Annotated in this window: 15 protein-coding genes; 13 read left to right on the plus strand and 2 right to left on the minus strand. The window is 47.2% G+C overall.

The window, feature by feature from the left end:
- Positions 1 to 76 precede the first annotated feature (76 nt).
- From tilS to AC6I8Y_RS03690, 4 genes are all read left to right on the plus strand, one after another.
- Positions 77 to 1396 carry a tRNA lysidine(34) synthetase TilS gene (gene tilS, locus AC6I8Y_RS03675; protein WP_498020791.1) on the plus strand — a complete coding sequence of 440 codons (1320 nt, stop codon included), beginning with the start codon at positions 77 to 79 and terminating at the stop codon, positions 1394 to 1396.
- A 120-nt stretch (positions 1397 to 1516) separates the two neighbouring features.
- Positions 1517 to 1828 carry a c-type cytochrome gene (locus AC6I8Y_RS03680; RefSeq protein ID WP_498020792.1) on the plus strand — a complete coding sequence of 104 codons (312 nt, stop codon included), beginning with the start codon at positions 1517 to 1519 and terminating at the stop codon, positions 1826 to 1828.
- 168 nt (positions 1829 to 1996) lie between these two features.
- Complete coding sequence (gene glnB / locus AC6I8Y_RS03685) at positions 1997 to 2335, plus strand: nitrogen regulatory protein P-II (protein WP_042476388.1); 339 nt, start codon at positions 1997 to 1999, stop codon at positions 2333 to 2335.
- 66 nt (positions 2336 to 2401) lie between these two features.
- On the plus strand, positions 2402 to 3250 hold the full coding sequence (locus tag AC6I8Y_RS03690) for an endonuclease/exonuclease/phosphatase family protein (protein WP_498020793.1): 849 nt from the start codon (positions 2402 to 2404) through the stop codon (positions 3248 to 3250).
- A 14-nt stretch (positions 3251 to 3264) separates the two neighbouring features.
- On the opposite strand, the gene AC6I8Y_RS03695 is transcribed toward AC6I8Y_RS03690, so the two are convergent.
- Entirely contained in the window at positions 3265 to 4035 is a 771-nt protein-coding gene (locus AC6I8Y_RS03695; RefSeq protein ID WP_394153491.1) for a DUF1853 family protein, read from the minus strand.
- Positions 4036 to 4119: 84 nt separating this feature from the next.
- On the opposite strand from AC6I8Y_RS03695, the gene AC6I8Y_RS03700 reads away from it, so the two are divergent.
- Positions 4120 to 4878, plus strand: a complete 759-nt coding sequence (locus AC6I8Y_RS03700) for a Nif3-like dinuclear metal center hexameric protein (protein WP_498020794.1) — start codon at positions 4120 to 4122, stop codon at positions 4876 to 4878.
- A gap of 63 nt (positions 4879 to 4941) precedes the next feature.
- Here AC6I8Y_RS03700 and AC6I8Y_RS03705 read toward each other — a convergent pair whose 3' ends face one another.
- Positions 4942 to 6231 carry a citrate synthase gene (locus AC6I8Y_RS03705; protein ID WP_042476393.1) on the minus strand — a complete coding sequence of 430 codons (1290 nt, stop codon included), beginning with the start codon at positions 6229 to 6231 and terminating at the stop codon, positions 4942 to 4944.
- Between the two features lie 394 nt (positions 6232 to 6625).
- On the opposite strand from AC6I8Y_RS03705, the gene sdhC reads away from it, so the two are divergent.
- From sdhC to sucD, 8 genes are all read left to right on the plus strand, one after another.
- Complete coding sequence (sdhC, locus tag AC6I8Y_RS03710) at positions 6626 to 7018, plus strand: succinate dehydrogenase cytochrome b556 subunit (RefSeq protein ID WP_042476396.1); 393 nt, start codon at positions 6626 to 6628, stop codon at positions 7016 to 7018.
- On the plus strand, positions 7012 to 7359 hold the full coding sequence (gene sdhD, locus AC6I8Y_RS03715) for a succinate dehydrogenase, hydrophobic membrane anchor protein (protein WP_042476398.1): 348 nt from the start codon (positions 7012 to 7014) through the stop codon (positions 7357 to 7359). The genes sdhC and sdhD overlap by 7 nt, the downstream gene beginning before the upstream one ends.
- Positions 7360 to 9126, plus strand: a complete 1767-nt coding sequence (gene sdhA / locus AC6I8Y_RS03720) for a succinate dehydrogenase flavoprotein subunit (protein WP_234494379.1) — start codon at positions 7360 to 7362, stop codon at positions 9124 to 9126.
- 15 nt (positions 9127 to 9141) lie between these two features.
- Positions 9142 to 9852, plus strand: a complete 711-nt coding sequence (locus tag AC6I8Y_RS03725) for a succinate dehydrogenase iron-sulfur subunit (RefSeq protein WP_042476400.1) — start codon at positions 9142 to 9144, stop codon at positions 9850 to 9852.
- A gap of 99 nt (positions 9853 to 9951) precedes the next feature.
- Entirely contained in the window at positions 9952 to 12759 is a 2808-nt protein-coding gene (gene sucA / locus AC6I8Y_RS03730) for a 2-oxoglutarate dehydrogenase E1 component (RefSeq protein ID WP_498020795.1), read from the plus strand.
- Positions 12760 to 12787: 28 nt separating this feature from the next.
- Positions 12788 to 13993 (plus strand): 2-oxoglutarate dehydrogenase complex dihydrolipoyllysine-residue succinyltransferase, encoded by a 1206-nt coding sequence (odhB, locus tag AC6I8Y_RS03735; protein WP_394153499.1) that lies wholly within the window; start codon positions 12788 to 12790, stop codon positions 13991 to 13993.
- A gap of 185 nt (positions 13994 to 14178) precedes the next feature.
- A complete protein-coding gene (gene sucC, locus AC6I8Y_RS03740; protein ID WP_498020796.1) occupies positions 14179 to 15345 on the plus strand; it encodes an ADP-forming succinate--CoA ligase subunit beta in 1167 nt (388 codons plus the stop codon).
- Entirely contained in the window at positions 15345 to 16217 is an 873-nt protein-coding gene (sucD, locus tag AC6I8Y_RS03745; protein ID WP_042476406.1) for a succinate--CoA ligase subunit alpha, read from the plus strand. Before sucC ends, sucD begins: the two co-directional genes overlap by 1 nt.
- The last annotated feature ends 71 nt before the right edge of the window (positions 16218 to 16288 follow it).

Below are 16288 nucleotides of genomic sequence, written 5' to 3' on the forward strand. Positions count from 1 at the left end.
TTGATTTATATAATAAGGCGAGCATTATGCTCGCCTTTTTTGTATTTTGAGTCTCTACGCCATTTAGGAAATACCAATGTCGCTACGTCAACAGTTCACCAATTCTATGCTCCGCTATATTCCTGATGGAGGGCGCATTGTTGTCGGATTCAGTGGCGGCGTTGACTCCCGAGTATTGCTGAGACTGGCCGTTGAGTATCGTACATGCTACCCATCTACTTCGATTGTCGCAGTTCACGTTCATCATGGGTTGAGCGACAAAGCTGACCATTGGCTAGCGCTATGCAAGCAGTGGGCGAAAGAAGAAAAGGTTGAGTTTGTTGCAGAGCATGTACAACTGAACCTCAATAGTGGTGATAGCATTGAGCAGCAGGCGCGTCATGCTCGTTATCAGGCTATCAATCAACATATGACGCATGACGACGTTCTGATCACCGGGCAGCATTTGGATGATCAAGCCGAAACTTTTCTGCTTGCCGTTAAGCGTGGCGGCGGACCTAAGGGGCTATCATCAATGGCGGTTTGTATGCCTTTCGGTAAGGGTAGTCTTGTTCGTCCTCTCCTCAATGCGCAACGTCAAGACATTGAACAATTTGCCAATGATCAAGCACTGCAATGGCTTGAGGATGAAAGTAATCAAGATACCCGCTTCGATCGAAATTTTTTGCGGCATGAGGTCATGCCCTTGCTCAGTACTCGTTGGCCTAGCTTTTCCAAAGCGGTGAATCGCAGTGCAAGACTATGTGCTAAGCAAGAGCGGTTACTAGAAGAGCTGCTAAAACCGGAGCTTGATGCCTGCCTTAATAGCTTTATGGGTATCAAGGTAGAGGCGTTAAATCACTTTTCAGAGCTAAAACGCGACCAGCTATTGCGTATGTGGTTAGAATCTCAAGTGACAGTTTTGCCTAGTGAAGTTCAGCTACAAAAACTTTGGCAGGAAGTCGCGTTAGCTAGGGTTGATGCAAACCCTCAGATAGAATTGTCCGGTGGAGTAGTCCGCCGATTTCGTGGCTACCTTTATTGGATTGCGAAGCAAGCTGATGTGACGAGTTGGACACATGCCCTGACATTGGAGGAGCCGTTAGCTTTACCAGATGATTTAGGGATCTTAAGTTTAAAAAGAGGTCGTTCAGGCGACAGCACTATGACGCTAGAATGCGCTAAACTCACTGGGGCTTTGAGCGTTACGTTCAACCCTGAAGGACTGAGCGCCCATCCCCATGGACGCTCTGGCTCTCGCAAGTTAAAGAAGCTGTTTCAAGAATATCAGGTTCCAAGTTGGCAACGTCGCCGCACGCCAATCCTGATGATGAACGGCATTGTGGTTGCCGTCGGTAACCTGTTTGTAGATAAGGATTTTTACGGCTCAGATTGTGAACTTGTCTGGGACAAATGACCCTTTTTCATGTCACAATCGTAAAGATAATAAAACGCAGGAAGCGGTTAGAACTGTTCAATTTGTGTGATGGATGCACTGCTTTCTGACTAACATTGATAAAAAGTACAAGGTAAAGCAATGAAAAAATTGATGATTGGAGCAATTGCAGTAGTGGGGTTACTGAGTGGACCAGCAATGGCAGGTGACGTCGCCGCGGGTAAAGCGAAAGCAGCGGTTTGCGCAGCGTGTCATGGTGCTGATGGGATTGCGGTTATCCCTGGTTACCCAAACCTTAAAGGACAAAATGAGCAGTACCTCGTGACGTCCATCAAGGCGTATAAAAACAAAGAGCGCAACGGTGGTTTGGCAGCAGTCATGCAAGCTCAAGCATCGATGCTTAGTGATGAGGACATCGCTAACCTAGCCGCATACTACGCTAGCTTGAAGTAACGACCACTTATCGTTCCGAACGTAAGCTAGAAATAACGCAACGACTCAGTCGGTTGCAAGAATGTTTGACACAAAGCTCGAAGCTACGCTTCGGGCTTTTTGTTTTCGTTGATTGTTGCTGCGACCTACCAGATAATGTCGCTAACAAAATTGATGTAAGGGAAGAACATGAAAAAGATCGAAGCGATTATCAAACCATTCAAACTTGATGATGTGCGCGAAGCACTGGCTGAAGTGGGCATTACAGGTATGACCGTTTCTGAAGTGAAAGGTTTTGGTCGCCAGAAAGGCCACACTGAGCTTTATCGAGGCGCTGAGTACATGGTCGATTTCTTACCAAAAGTGAAACTCGAGATTGTTGTTGCGGGTGATGTGGCTGACCAGTGTGTTGAGACCATCATTGAAACGGCTCAAACCGGCAAGATTGGAGATGGCAAAATCTTCATCACTGATATCGAGCGTGTTGTTCGTATCCGCACTGGCGAAGAAGACGAAGACGCGATCTAAAACGCGTTTAGCACTAACATTAAAAGGAGTAGGCAACTACTCCTTTTTTTACTTTTAGGGTGAGCAATGAAGTTAAAGTGGCTTTTAGTCGGTGCATTGGCTGCGCTTGGTATGGCGGTTGGTGGGTTTCAAGCGGTGTTTACCGTTTCAGATACGCCAGAAATCACCACCGTTCGCGGCGCGCAGGTTGATACCGAATTAAAGTGTTATCACAATCCCACGCCAGAGGCGCTTGATGACGCAGGGCGACTTAATGTGCTGGTGTGGAATGTCTATAAGCAAAACAGAGATAACCTTCTCTCAGAGCTTACAGAGCGCTCTCAAGACAGACAGTTGGTGTTACTTCAAGAGGCAAGTCTTGATGATCAGTTCCTCGATTGGCTACAGCGCTCAGAGTGGGGAAGTAATCAGGTCAGCGCATTTAAAGCATTTGATGTTTCAAGTGGGGTTTTGAACTTGAGCCGTGCCATGCCAAAAGTCGCCTGTGCAAACCTTCAAGTTGAACCTTGGCTGCAACTCCCTAAATCTGGTCTCTATGCAGAATATAAGCTCTCTAATGGACAGACTTTGATAGCGCTTAACCTGCACTCGGTGAACTTTACCTTAGGGACGCTAGAGTATAAGCAACAACTGGACTCGTTTAAGCAAGTGCTTGAATCTCACTCCGGCCCCTTACTCATCGCAGGTGACTTCAACAGTTGGAGCGAATCACGAATGGAAGTACTAAAAAATGTCCTTCGTAACTATCAAATCAAAGAGGTCAAGTTTAGCCCAGATCATCGAAAACGCTTTGTTACCGGACTGCCACTCGATCATATCTTCTATCGAGGCATGTCGTTAGAGGCGATGAGCACCCCTGAAAGTGACGCGTCGGATCATAATCCAATGCTGGCTGAGTTTGTTTTGTCTCAGTAGACGATATCAACTTTTTACATACTGCTCTGCGGCCAGTCATCAGGGACGATAAACCAGAATTGACCGCTCTCGGCTTGGCAGTGAATAAAGTGCTTGGGGAGAGCCGATACAGGATCACAGTCACCACGTTGACGCTCTCCTATCGCCCAAAGTGGCTTCTCCAACCTGTACACAGGTTCATTTATGCGGTGAAACTGAGATTGGTAACACCAGTAGCCAGTGACCCGTTGTGGGTTGATGCGCAGTCCCACACACTCTGTTGGCACGTCTTCTTTCTCAAATGGGTTGATATAGAGTCGACCATGCATCAGTAGATGTTGAGATGGGCTGACTAGGTCGGGGTACTGTGATTTGAACGCTGGGGTATCCGACATCTTAAGTTGATGGTCGAGCATACGGCTTAGCTTTTTATCCAGCCTATCTTTAGCGTTCGGACCATACCAAAGACCGTCTTTGAGCAAATAGAACTTAATCGCGACTTCCCAGTGTTCAAGCCTTGGCTCACCTCTTTTCTCAATAAGGAAGTCGATAGCGCCTAAGGTCCGCCCGTCTTGCTGCAGTTGTATCTCTTCCGCGAATACGCTGTGTAGCTTGCTTTGCTCGAACAAGCGTCGGCACAGTTCCTGATAAAGAAAACCGAGCCTAGGGTTACCTTGGTACTCAGAGTCATCCTGTGTGCTTGAAATATTCGATGACTTTGGGAAACGCTCTGCCACGCTTTCGTGCCCTGTGATGAGGCTTTGGCTCTCGCTTATCCAAGTGATGAAGTCCCTAATTGATTGCATGGCGTATTCTTTACGTTTTCCTTTCGACATTGGTAGAGTAAATTGCTATAACCACGGAAATCAAGAATTTGCTCAGGAAGTGCCATGAATAATTTAAAGCTTGAAGCTATCCTCAATGAAAAACTATCGCCGCAGTTAATTAAAGATTACAGCCCTAACGGACTTCAAGTTGAAGGTGCGAGTGAAATCAAAAAAGTGATCACTGGTGTAACGGCCTCTCAAGCGCTTATCGATTATGCGGTGAGCGTAGAAGCGGATGCTGTGTTAGTACATCATGGTTATTTCTGGAAAGGTGAACCTGAGCCGATTCGTGGGATGAAAGGTAAGCGAATTCGCACTCTGATCAAGAACGACGTGAACTTGTTTGGTTACCACCTCCCGCTTGATATCCACCCTGAGCTTGGTAATAACGCAAGATTAGCCGAGCTGCTTGATATTGAAGTCATTGATGGTCTTGAAGGGCACCCACAATCTGTGGCTATGTTCGGCAAACTAGCGACGCCGATGACGGGGGCTGACTTTGCCGCTAAGATTGCAAAGACGCTGAATCGTGAACCTTTGCATATCGCTCCAGGTATGGCGGATAAGCTGATTGAAACCGTTGGTTGGTGTACAGGTGGTGGTCAAGATTACATTGAGCTTGCTGCGTCAAAAGGCTTGGATGCGTTTATTTCGGGAGAGATCTCTGAGCGTACGACCTACACAGCACGCGAACTCAATATTCACTACTTCGCCGCAGGGCATCATGCAACCGAGCGCTATGGCATTCAGGCGCTGGGTGAATGGTTGGCTAAAGAGCATGGACTCGACGTTGAGTTTAAGGATATTGATAATCCGGTTTAACGACGAGCAAACAAAAAAAGAGCAGCCTAGGCTGCTCTTTTGCTTTTGATGTTGTGTTTATCGTTATTCGCGTTCATGTAGCGGTTTAAAGTCACGCATTGCTTCACCAGTGTAAAGCTGACGTGGACGACCGATACGGTTGCCTGGATCGCTGTGCATTTCGTTCCAGTGAGCAATCCAACCTACCGTGCGAGACATCGCGAAGATTACTGTGAACATAGATACTGGGATACCAATCGCTTTAAGGATGATACCTGAGTAGAAGTCTACGTTTGGATACAGTTTCTTCTCAACGAAGTACTCGTCAGACAGAGCAATACGCTCAAGTTCCATTGCAACATCCAATAGAGGATCTTGAATGTTAAGCTCTTTAAGTACGTCGTGACATGCTTCACGCATAACTGTCGCACGTGGGTCGTAGTTTTTGTAAACACGGTGACCGAAGCCCATTAGTCGGAATGGGTCATCTTTGTCTTTCGCACGCTCGATGTACTCAGGGATCTTATCTACAGAGCCAATCTCCTCAAGCATACGAAGACATGCTTCGTTAGCACCGCCGTGAGCAGGACCCCATAGAGAGGCAATACCAGCCGCAATACATGCGAATGGGTTAGCACCTGACGAACCAGCAAGACGTACAGTCGACGTCGATGCATTTTGCTCGTGGTCTGCGTGCAGCGTAAAGATCTTATCCATTGCGCGTGCAACGATTGGGTTGACTTCATACTCTTCACATGGGTTAGCGAACATCATGTGTAGGAAGTTTTCCGCGTACGTTAGGTCGTTACGTGGGTAGATGAATGGTTGACCGATAGAATACTTGTAACACATTGCTGCAAGTGTAGGCATCTTAGAAATCAAGCGGTAAGCTGCGATTTCACGGTGTGAGTCGTTGTTGATATCGAGAGAATCGTGGTAGAAGGCGGCAAGAGCACCAACCACACCACACATTACTGCCATTGGGTGAGCGTCGCGACGGAAACCGTGGAAGAAACTCGCAATTTGCTCATGAACCATGGTGTGACGGGTCACGATTTGTTTAAAGCTTTCGTATTCTTCGCGTGTAGGGGCTTCACCAACGAGAAGAATGTAGCAAACCTCTAGGTAGTCTGCGTTGTTAGCTAACTGATCGATAGGGAAACCACGGTGTAACAGGACACCTTTACCGCCGTCGATATAAGTGATTTGAGATTCACAGGATGCAGTGGCAAGAAAACCCGGGTCAAATGTAAAGTAACCATTGGCTCCAAGTTTACGAACATCGACTACTTCTGGTCCGATAGAACCTTCCATAATCGGCAGCTCGATTGGCGCTTGACCTTCAATATGAAGGGTCGCTTTCTTATCTGCCATAACAATCTCCTTTGTTTATTATTTAATCCGTCCAGGATGTTTGTGTGCCAATTTTTTACTTCGCTTCGTGGGCAAAGTCAATTTTTATACGGTTTTGTGTGCACTTGTTATGATTTTTTATAGAAAAATGGTTAAAAATCTGTTCTGTGTAGCATATTTTGTTACACCAATTGTATTAGAATGTTGCCAACCGTATAGTTTCGGTGAAATTGTTGGTCAAAACCTTGTAAACTCGAGGATGCAAACCGAAGTGAGGTCGATTTGAATTCTCGTCTGTTAACATTATCGTTACAATTATCTCCCTTGTAACACGAAATTATTGTTAACTTTATGTTAACTTTTGAGGCTTAGAGACCAAAAATTATTCATAACAATAAATGCTCAATGGAGCTGAGTGAGCAAGCCCGTGAAAGAAAGAAAGTCCAGACCTGTTAATTTAGATTTACAGACAATCCGCTTTCCGATCACCGCAATCGCTTCCATCCTGCACCGTGTGTCAGGTGTGATTACGTTTGTGTCGATCGGTATTCTCCTTTGGTTACTAGCCAAGTCACTCTCATCCCCGATTGGGTTTGCGGAGGCTGCCGACATTGTCGACGGTTTCTTCGTCAAATTTATCCTTTGGGGCATTTTGACAGCACTTGCGTATCACATCGTGGGTGGTGTTCGCCACTTGATTATGGACCTAGGTTATTTTGAAGAGCTCGAATCGGGCGCGAAGAGTGCCAAGGTTGCCTTCATCGTGACAGGTGTTCTGTCACTGCTGGCTGGAGTATTGGTATGGTAAGCAACGTTTCAACTTTTGGTCGTAACGGCGTACACGATTTTCTATTAATTCGTGCCACCGCCATCATTATGACCTTGTACACAATTTATCTCGTGAGCTTCTGCGCGTTTGCAGGGGATATTTCCTACGTATCGTGGACCAACTTCTTCGGTGGCACTTTCACTAAGGTGTTCACCATGCTTGCGTTAGCCTCAGTGCTAATTCATGCCTGGATCGGTCTATGGCAAGTTCTTACAGACTACATCAAGCACACGCTACTACGTGGCGCACTGCAACTGACGTTTGTTGCGGTACTGCTTGGTTATTTCTTCTCTGGTTTCTTTATTCTGTGGGGTGCGTAAGTGTCTATTCCAGTTCGTGAGTTTGATGCCGTAGTAATCGGCGCTGGTGGTGCAGGCATGCGCGCTGCACTACAAATTTCAGAGCAAGGTCTTTCTTGTGCTTTGCTATCTAAGGTTTTTCCTACTCGTTCGCACACTGTATCTGCCCAAGGTGGTATTACAGTCGCGCTTGGTAACTCTCATAAAGACGATTGGCAGTGGCATATGTATGACACTGTTAAGGGTTCGGATTATATCGGTGACCAAAACGCTATTGAGTACATGTGTAAAAATGGTCCTAAGTCGGTTATCGAACTAGAGAAAATGGGTCTTCCTTTCTCTCGTTTTGATAATGGTTCGATTTATCAACGTCCATTTGGTGGTCAGTCTAAAGAGTTTGGTGGTGAGCAAGCGGCGCGTACCGCAGCTGCCGCTGACCGTACTGGTCACGCTCTGCTTCATACGCTTTATCAGCAAAATATTAAACACAAGACCACTATCTTCTCTGAGTGGTATGCGCTGGATCTTGTTAAGAACCAAGATGGCGCGGTATTGGGTTGTACTGCTCTGTGTATGGAAACCGGTGAGATTTGTTACTTCAAATCGAAAGCGACCATCCTTGCAACGGGTGGTGCAGGTCGTATCTACGCTTCAACAACCAACGCACACATCAACACAGGTGATGGTGTTGGTATGGCACTTCGTGCTGGTGTTCCAATGCAAGACATGGAAATGTGGCAGTTCCACCCAACGGGTATCGCTGGCGCAGGCGTACTGGTAACAGAAGGCTGTCGTGGTGAGGGTGGTTACCTTCTAAATAAAGATGGTGAGCGCTTCATGGAGCGTTATGCACCGAACGCGAAAGACCTGGCTGGTCGAGACGTTGTAGCTCGTTCAATGATGATCGAAATTCGTGAAGGTCGCGGCTGTGATGGTCCTTGGGGTCCGCACATTAAACTGAAGATGGACCACCTAGGTAAAGATGTACTTGAGTCTCGTTTGCCAGGTATCTGTGAGCTATCTCGTACATTCGCACACGTCGATCCTGTGAAAGAACCAATTCCAGTTATTCCAACTTGTCACTACATGATGGGTGGCGTACCGACTCAAGTTTCTGGTCAAGCGATTAAGCAAGACGCATCAGGGAACGATCTTGAGGTTCAAGGTCTATTCGCTTGCGGCGAAATTGCATCAGTATCGGTTCACGGCGCTAACCGCTTGGGTGGTAACTCGCTACTTGACCTTGTGGTATTTGGTCGCGCAACAGGTCTACACCTTGGTGAGACATTGGCTGCACAAACAGAGGCACGCCCTGCAACCGAATCCGATATCGAAGCATCGCTTGCTCGTACTATGCGTTGGGAAAACAGTGCATCAGGCGAAGACCCAGCTCAAATCCGTAAGGACCTACAAACTTGTATGCAAAACAGCTTCTCGGTATTCCGCGAAGGCGATGCGATGGCAACGGGTCTAGAAGAGCTGAAAGTGATTCGTGAGCGTCTGAAAGAAGCACACCTTGCTGACAAGTCGAAAGAATTCAACACCCAGCGTGTTGAGTGTTTAGAGCTTGATAACCTGATGGAGACAGCGTTCTCCACGGCGGTAGCGGCAAACTATCGTACCGAGAGTCGCGGCGCTCATGCTCGCTTTGACTTCCCAGAGCGCGATGATGAGCAGTGGCTATGCCACTCTATCTATAACCCTGAAACTGAGCAGATGTCGAAGCGTGATGTCAACATGACGCCTGTTCACCGTGAAGCTTTCCCGCCGAAAGCACGTACGTACTAAAGGGAGGACACGACTATGAAACTTAATTTCTCTCTTTACCGTTACAATCCGGATGTAGATAACAAGCCATACATGAAAGACTACACCCTAGAGGTGGATGAAGGGTCGGACATGATGGTACTTGATGCTCTGATTTTGCTGAAAGAGCAAGACCCAACGATCGCTTTTCGTCGTTCATGCCGTGAGGGGGTTTGTGGCTCCGACGGTCTGAACATGAATGGTAAGAACGGCCTTGCTTGTATCACACCATTATCAGCGCTTGAGGGTGGCAAGATAGTCATTCGTCCGTTACCGGGACTTCCTGTCGTTCGAGACTTGATTGTAGACATGACTCAGTTTTATGATAACTACGCGAAAGTTAAGCCATTTCTCATTTCAGATGGGAATGTGCCACCATCGCGTGAAAACCTGCAAATGCCAGAAGAACGAGCACACCTTGATGGTCTCTATGAGTGCATCATGTGTGCGTGTTGTACGACTTCTTGCCCATCGTTCTGGTGGAATCCAGACAAGTTCATTGGACCTGCAGGTCTTCTCGCGGCGTATCGCTGGCTGATTGACAGTCGTGATACGGCAACAGATGAACGCTTATCAAATCTTGATGATGCATTTAGCGTTTTCCGTTGTCACGGCATTATGAACTGTGTCAGTGTATGTCCTAAGGGACTCAACCCGACGAAAGCGATTGGTCATATCAAGTCAATGCTTGTTAATCGTTCGGTGTAATAAAAAATAAAAATTGCCGACTCGACGCCCTGGAGAGTCGGCTTCTTATAGCTCGGCGTAGACCGATGCATACGTGAAAACTACTGGTTAAGGGAAAATATGCACAATAGTGTGATGAAGGCATGGCTCGAGTCTTCACACTTGGCAGGCGCCAATGCAACGTACGTAGAAGACCTCTACGAACTGTATCTAAGTGATCCCGAACAGGTAAGTGAGGAGTGGAAACGTGTATTTGATGGGTTGCCTGTGCAGCCTGATGTGGTTGAACAACCGCACTCACGTGTCCGTGATTACTTCCGACGACTCGCTCAAGAAACAAAGCATTCAAGTGCTCAAGTAAGTGACCCCGAGGTCGATGCAAAACAAGTAAAGGTTCTACAGCTTATCAATGCTTACCGCTTCCGCGGGCATCAAGCTGCTAATCTGGACCCACTTGGTTTATGGAAACGTCCAACCGTTGATGAATTGGAGCCTGCGTTCCATTCACTCACCGAAGATGACTTAGACGAAACATTCAATGTTGGCTCTTTTGCTATCGGGCAAGAAAGCATGACGTTACGTGATCTTCACAAGGCGCTGCAAAAAACCTACTGTGGCTCTATCGGTGCAGAATATATGCACATGACGAACACTGCTCAAAAACGTTGGATTCAGCAACGTCTAGAGTCGGTCGTTGGTCAACCCTCCTTTGATTCCGAACATAAACACACTTTCTTAGCAGAACTTACCGCCGCTGAAGGTCTAGAGCGCTATCTTGGTGCTAAATTCCCAGGTGCTAAACGTTTCTCGCTAGAGGGTGGTGATGCTCTAATCCCAATGACAAAAGAACTGATTCGACATGCTGGTAGCCAAGGCATGCGTGAAGTGGTCATTGGTATGGCGCACCGTGGTCGTTTGAACATGTTGGTTAACGTCTTGGGTAAAAAACCTCAAGACCTTTTCGATGAGTTCGCTGGTAAGCACGACGAAACATGGGGTACAGGTGATGTTAAGTACCACCAAGGTTTCTCTGCTGACTTCGCGACGCCAGGTGGAGATGTGCATTTAGCATTAGCATTCAACCCATCTCACCTTGAAATCGTTAACCCGGTTGTTATTGGTTCAGTTCGTGCTCGTCAAGATCGCTTAGGCGATAAAGATGGCGGTATGGTTCTGCCTATTACGATTCACGGCGACTCTGCGATTGCGGGTCAAGGTGTCGTACAAGAAACCTTTAACATGTCGCAAGCGCGTGGCTTTAAAGTTGGCGGTACTATTCGCATCGTAGTGAATAACCAAGTTGGCTTTACGACCTCTAATCCGCGCGATACTCGTTCAACGATGTACTGTACCGATATCGCGAAAATGGTTCAGGCGCCGATTTTCCACGTTAACGCAGATGATCCAGAAGCGGTGGCATTTGTTACTCAGATTGCCTTAGATTTCCGCAACGAGTTCGCGAAAGACGTGGTTATTGATCTGGTTTGTTACCGTCGTCATGGTCACAACGAAGCTGATGAGCCGAACGCTACTCAGCCACTGATGTACCAGAAGATCAAAAAGCACCCAACACCGCGTAAGCTGTATGCGGATGTCCTGATCGAGCGTGAAGAGAGCGACATTGAAACTGCAACGCAGATGATCAATGAATACCGTGACGCGCTGGATCGTGGTGAAGTGGTTTGTAAAGAGTGGCGCCCAATGGCTCTTCACTCTGTTGACTGGTCTCCGTATCTTGGTCGAGATTGGGACGAAGAGTGGGGTGGTCAAGTTGGTACTGAGCGTCTAGTTGCTCTTGGTCAGAAGCTTGGTCAATATCCAGATAGCCATAAGCTCCAAAGTCGAGTCAACAAGCTCTACAACGATCGTGCTGCCATGATGAGTGGCGAGAAGATGATCGACTGGGGTATGGCAGAGACGTTGGCGTATGCAACGCTGCTCGATGATGGTAAGCGCATCCGTATTTCAGGTCAGGATTCTGGTCGTGGTACGTTCTTCCACCGTCACTCAGTGCTGCACAACCAAGAAGATGCAAGTACCTACATTCCACTTGCTAACCTTCACGATAAACAGGGTCCATTCCAGGTATTTGACTCGGTTCTATCGGAAGAAGCGGTACTGGCATTTGAGTATGGCTATGCAACAGCAGAGCCAAGTGGTCTCACGATTTGGGAAGCACAGTTTGGTGATTTCGCCAACGGTGCTCAAGTTGTTATCGACCAATTTATTTCGTCTGGTGAGCAAAAATGGGGTCGTCTGTGCGGTCTGACGATGCTGTTGCCGCACGGTTATGAAGGTCAAGGTCCAGAGCACTCTTCGGCTCGTCTAGAGCGTTACCTTCAATTATGTGCTGAACAAAACATGCAGGTGGTGATTCCATCAACGCCAGCTCAGGTTTATCACATGATTCGCCGTCAGGTCGTTCGTCCAATGCGTCGTCCGCTTATCGTCATGTCACCTAAGTCACTGCTAAGACACCCATTGTGTACGTCTAGCATTGAAGATTTGGCAGAGGGTACGTTTGAACCTGCGATCGGTGAAGTCGATGAGCTTAAGCCAGAAAACGTCAAGCGCGTTGTATTCTGCTCCGGTAAAGTCTATTTCGACCTGCTAGAGCAACGTCGTAACAACGAGCAAGAAGATGTGGCGATTGTTCGTATTGAACAGCTATATCCATTCCCACTGGATGATGTAAAAGCCAAGATTGCTGAATACACCAATGCTCAAGATTTCGTTTGGTGTCAGGAAGAGCCTCAAAACCAAGGTGCTTGGTATTCAAGTCAACACAATTTCCGTGCAGCTATCCCTGCAGGCGCTGACTTGAAATACGCTGGCCGTCCAGCATCAGCATCTCCGGCGGTTGGTTATATGTCGGTACACTTGAAACAACAGAAAGCGTTAATTTCTGACGCGTTGACCCTAGATTAAGAACTAGAAGAAAAAGGAAGAAACAGATATGACAATTGAAATTCTGGTTCCAGACTTACCTGAATCAGTTGCAGACGCGACAGTCGCGACTTGGCACAAGAAACCAGGCGAAGCGGTAGCGCGTGATGAAGTTATCGTTGATATCGAAACCGATAAAGTGGTTCTTGAAGTCCCTGCACCTGAAGAAGGTGTTCTTGAAGAGATTATTGAAGAAGAAGGCGCAACGGTTCTATCTAAGCAGCTGATTGCCAAGCTTAAGCCTGGTGCAGTCGCTGGTGAACCAACCACAGATACCACTGAATCAACAGAAGCTTCTCCAGACAAGCGTCACAAAGCGGCGCTTACAGAAGAGTCTAATGACGCTCTGAGCCCAGCCGTTCGTCGTCTTCTTGCAGAGAACGACCTCAGAGCTGAGGATGTAAAAGGCACTGGTGTTGGCGGCCGTATTACGCGTGAAGACATCGAAGCGCATCTGGCTACAGCGAAGAACGCACCTAAAGCTGAGGCTGAGGCACCGGTAGCACCTGTATTGGCTCGTAGCCAAAAACGTGTACCTATGACTCGCCTACGTAAACGTGTAGCGGAGCGTCTGCTTGAAGCGAAGAACAGCACTGCGATGCTGACGACGTTTAACGAAGTGAACATGAAGCCAATTATGGATCTTCGTAAGCAGTACAAAGATCAGTTTGAAGAGCGTCACGGAACTCGTCTAGGCTTCATGTCTTTCTACGTCAAGGCAGTAACGGAAGCGCTAAAACGCTACCCAGAAGTGAACGCATCTATTGACGGTGATGACATCGTTTATCACAACTACTTTGACATCAGCATGGCAGTTTCAACGCCACGTGGTCTTGTGACACCAGTACTCAAAGACTGTGATTCACTAGGCTTTGCTGATATCGAAAAAGGTATTAAAGAGCTAGCGATCAAAGGTCGAGACGGCAAACTAACGGTTGAAGAGTTGACGGGTGGTAATTTCACCATCACTAACGGCGGTGTGTTTGGCTCACTAATGTCTACGCCTATCATCAACCCACCACAAGCGGCAATCTTGGGTATGCACAAGATTCAAGACCGTCCGATGGCTGTTGATGGCAAGGTAGAGATCCTGCCGATGATGTATTTAGCGCTTTCTTATGACCACCGTTTAATTGATGGTCGTGAGTCAGTAGGCTTCTTGGTGACTATCAAGGAACTACTGGAAGATCCAGCACGCTTGCTACTGGATGTATAGTTAAGCGTTGTTTTTATTTTGGATGTATAGACGTCCAAAATAAATGGAGCTAGACTAGCTCAACGTCTAGCTCCTTAGTAAGCCCCGAAGAGGCGGCTCTAACGAGTACTCCTACAGACGTATTACCGATAATCGGTATATGGAAATATAAAATCCCTCAGGGATATAACAAATGGAATCGCACAATGAATTTGCATGAATATCAAGCCAAACAGCTGTTTGCAGAATTCGGATTGCCTGTACCAGAAGGCTACGCATGTGACACCCCACAAGAAGCATTCGAAGCTGCTGGTCGTATCAGTACTGAAAAGAAAGTAGTTAAATGTCAGGTTCACGCTGGTGGCCGCGGTAAAGCGGGCGGCGTGGAACTTCATGACACCAAAGATGGTGTTAAAGAATTCGCTCAGAAGTGGCTTGGTAAGAACTTAGTGACTTATCAAACAGACGCAAATGGCCAACCAGTGACTAAGATCCTAGTTGAAGAAGCGTCTAACATCGCCAATGAGCTGTATCTTGGTGCCGTTGTTGACCGTGCTACACGTCGTATCGTGTTCATGGCATCAACTGAAGGTGGCGTTGAGATTGAAAAAGTGGCGGAAGAAACGCCAGAGCTTATTCATAAAGCTGCGATTGATCCGTTAGTGGGTCCACTGGCTTACCAAGGTCGTGAGCTTGCGTTCAAGCTTGGTCTTGAAGGCGACCAAATCAAGCAGTTCGTAAAAATCTTCATGGGTCTAGGCAACATGTTTGCTCAATACGACCTTGCACTGCTAGAGATTAACCCACTGGTTATTACTGGCGAAGGCAACCTTCTATGTCTTGATGGCAAGATCAACATCGATTCAAATGCACTTTACCGTCAGCCTAAACTTCGTGAAATGCACGATCCTTCACAAGAAGATGAGCGTGAAGCACACGCGGCTCAATGGGAGCTTAACTACGTAGCACTTGATGGCAACATCGGCTGTATGGTTAACGGTGCGGGCCTTGCAATGGGTACCATGGACATTGTAAACCTACACGGCGGTCAGCCAGCTAACTTTCTTGACGTAGGTGGCGGCGCGACAAAAGAACGTGTAACCGAAGCGTTTAAGATCATCCTATCTGACAGCAACGTGAAAGCGGTACTGGTTAACATCTTCGGTGGTATCGTACGTTGTGACCTTATCGCGGATGGCATCATTGGCGCGGTTGAAGAAGTGGGTGTTGAAGTACCAGTAGTGGTTCGTCTAGAAGGTAACAATGCACCTCTCGGCTCACAAAAACTCGCGGAAAGTGGTCTGAATATCATTGCTGCAAGCTCGCTAACAGAAGCAGCGGAAAAAGTAGTTGCTGCAGCGGAGGGCAAATAATGTCTGTACTAATTAATAAAGATACAAAAGTTATCTGCCAAGGCTTCACTGGTGGTCAAGGTACGTTCCACTCAGAGCAAGCTATTGCTTACGGCACACAAATGGTTGGCGGTGTTTCTCCAGGCAAAGGTGGTCAAACTCATCTAGGTCTTCCTGTATTTAACACAGTACGTGAAGCGGTTGAAGTAACTGGTGCAACGGCATCAGTTATCTACGTACCAGCGCCGTTCTGTAAAGATGCAATTCTTGAAGCGATTGATGCTGGTATTAAGCTTATCGTAACTATCACTGAAGGCATTCCAACGCTGGACCTACTAGACGTGAAAGTACGTCTAGACGAAGCGGGCGTTGTGATGATTGGTCCAAACTGTCCAGGCGTTATCACTCCTGATGAGTGTAAGATCGGTATCATGCCAGGTCATATCCACAAGAAAGGTAAAGTGGGTATCGTATCTCGTTCAGGTACGCTTACGTACGAGGCGGTTAAGCAGACTACAGACGAAGGCTTTGGCCAGTCTACATGTGTTGGTATCGGTGGTGACCCAATCCCAGGTTCAAACTTCATTGATATCCTTAAATTGTTCGAACAAGATCCAGAGACTGAAGCGATCGTTATGATCGGTGAGATCGGCGGTACAGCGGAAGAAGAAGCGGCGGCGTTTATCAAAGAAAACGTCACTAAGCCAGTTGTCTCTTACATTGCAGGTGTTACAGCGCCTCCAGGTAAACGTATGGGTCACGCTGGTGCGATTATCTCTGGTGGTAAAGGTACCGCAGAAGACAAGTTTGCAGCGCTAGAAGCTGCGGGTGTTAAGACGGTTAAGAGCCTTGCTGACATCGGTAAAGGTCTTCGTGAGATCACTGGTTGGTAACACCTAATCTTTGAAAGTAAAAAGCTCTAGCAATTTGCTAGAGCTTTTTTGTTTCTGGTATTTAGTATATG

The sequence above is a fragment of the Vibrio sp. KUL78 genome, assembly GCF_059725505.1.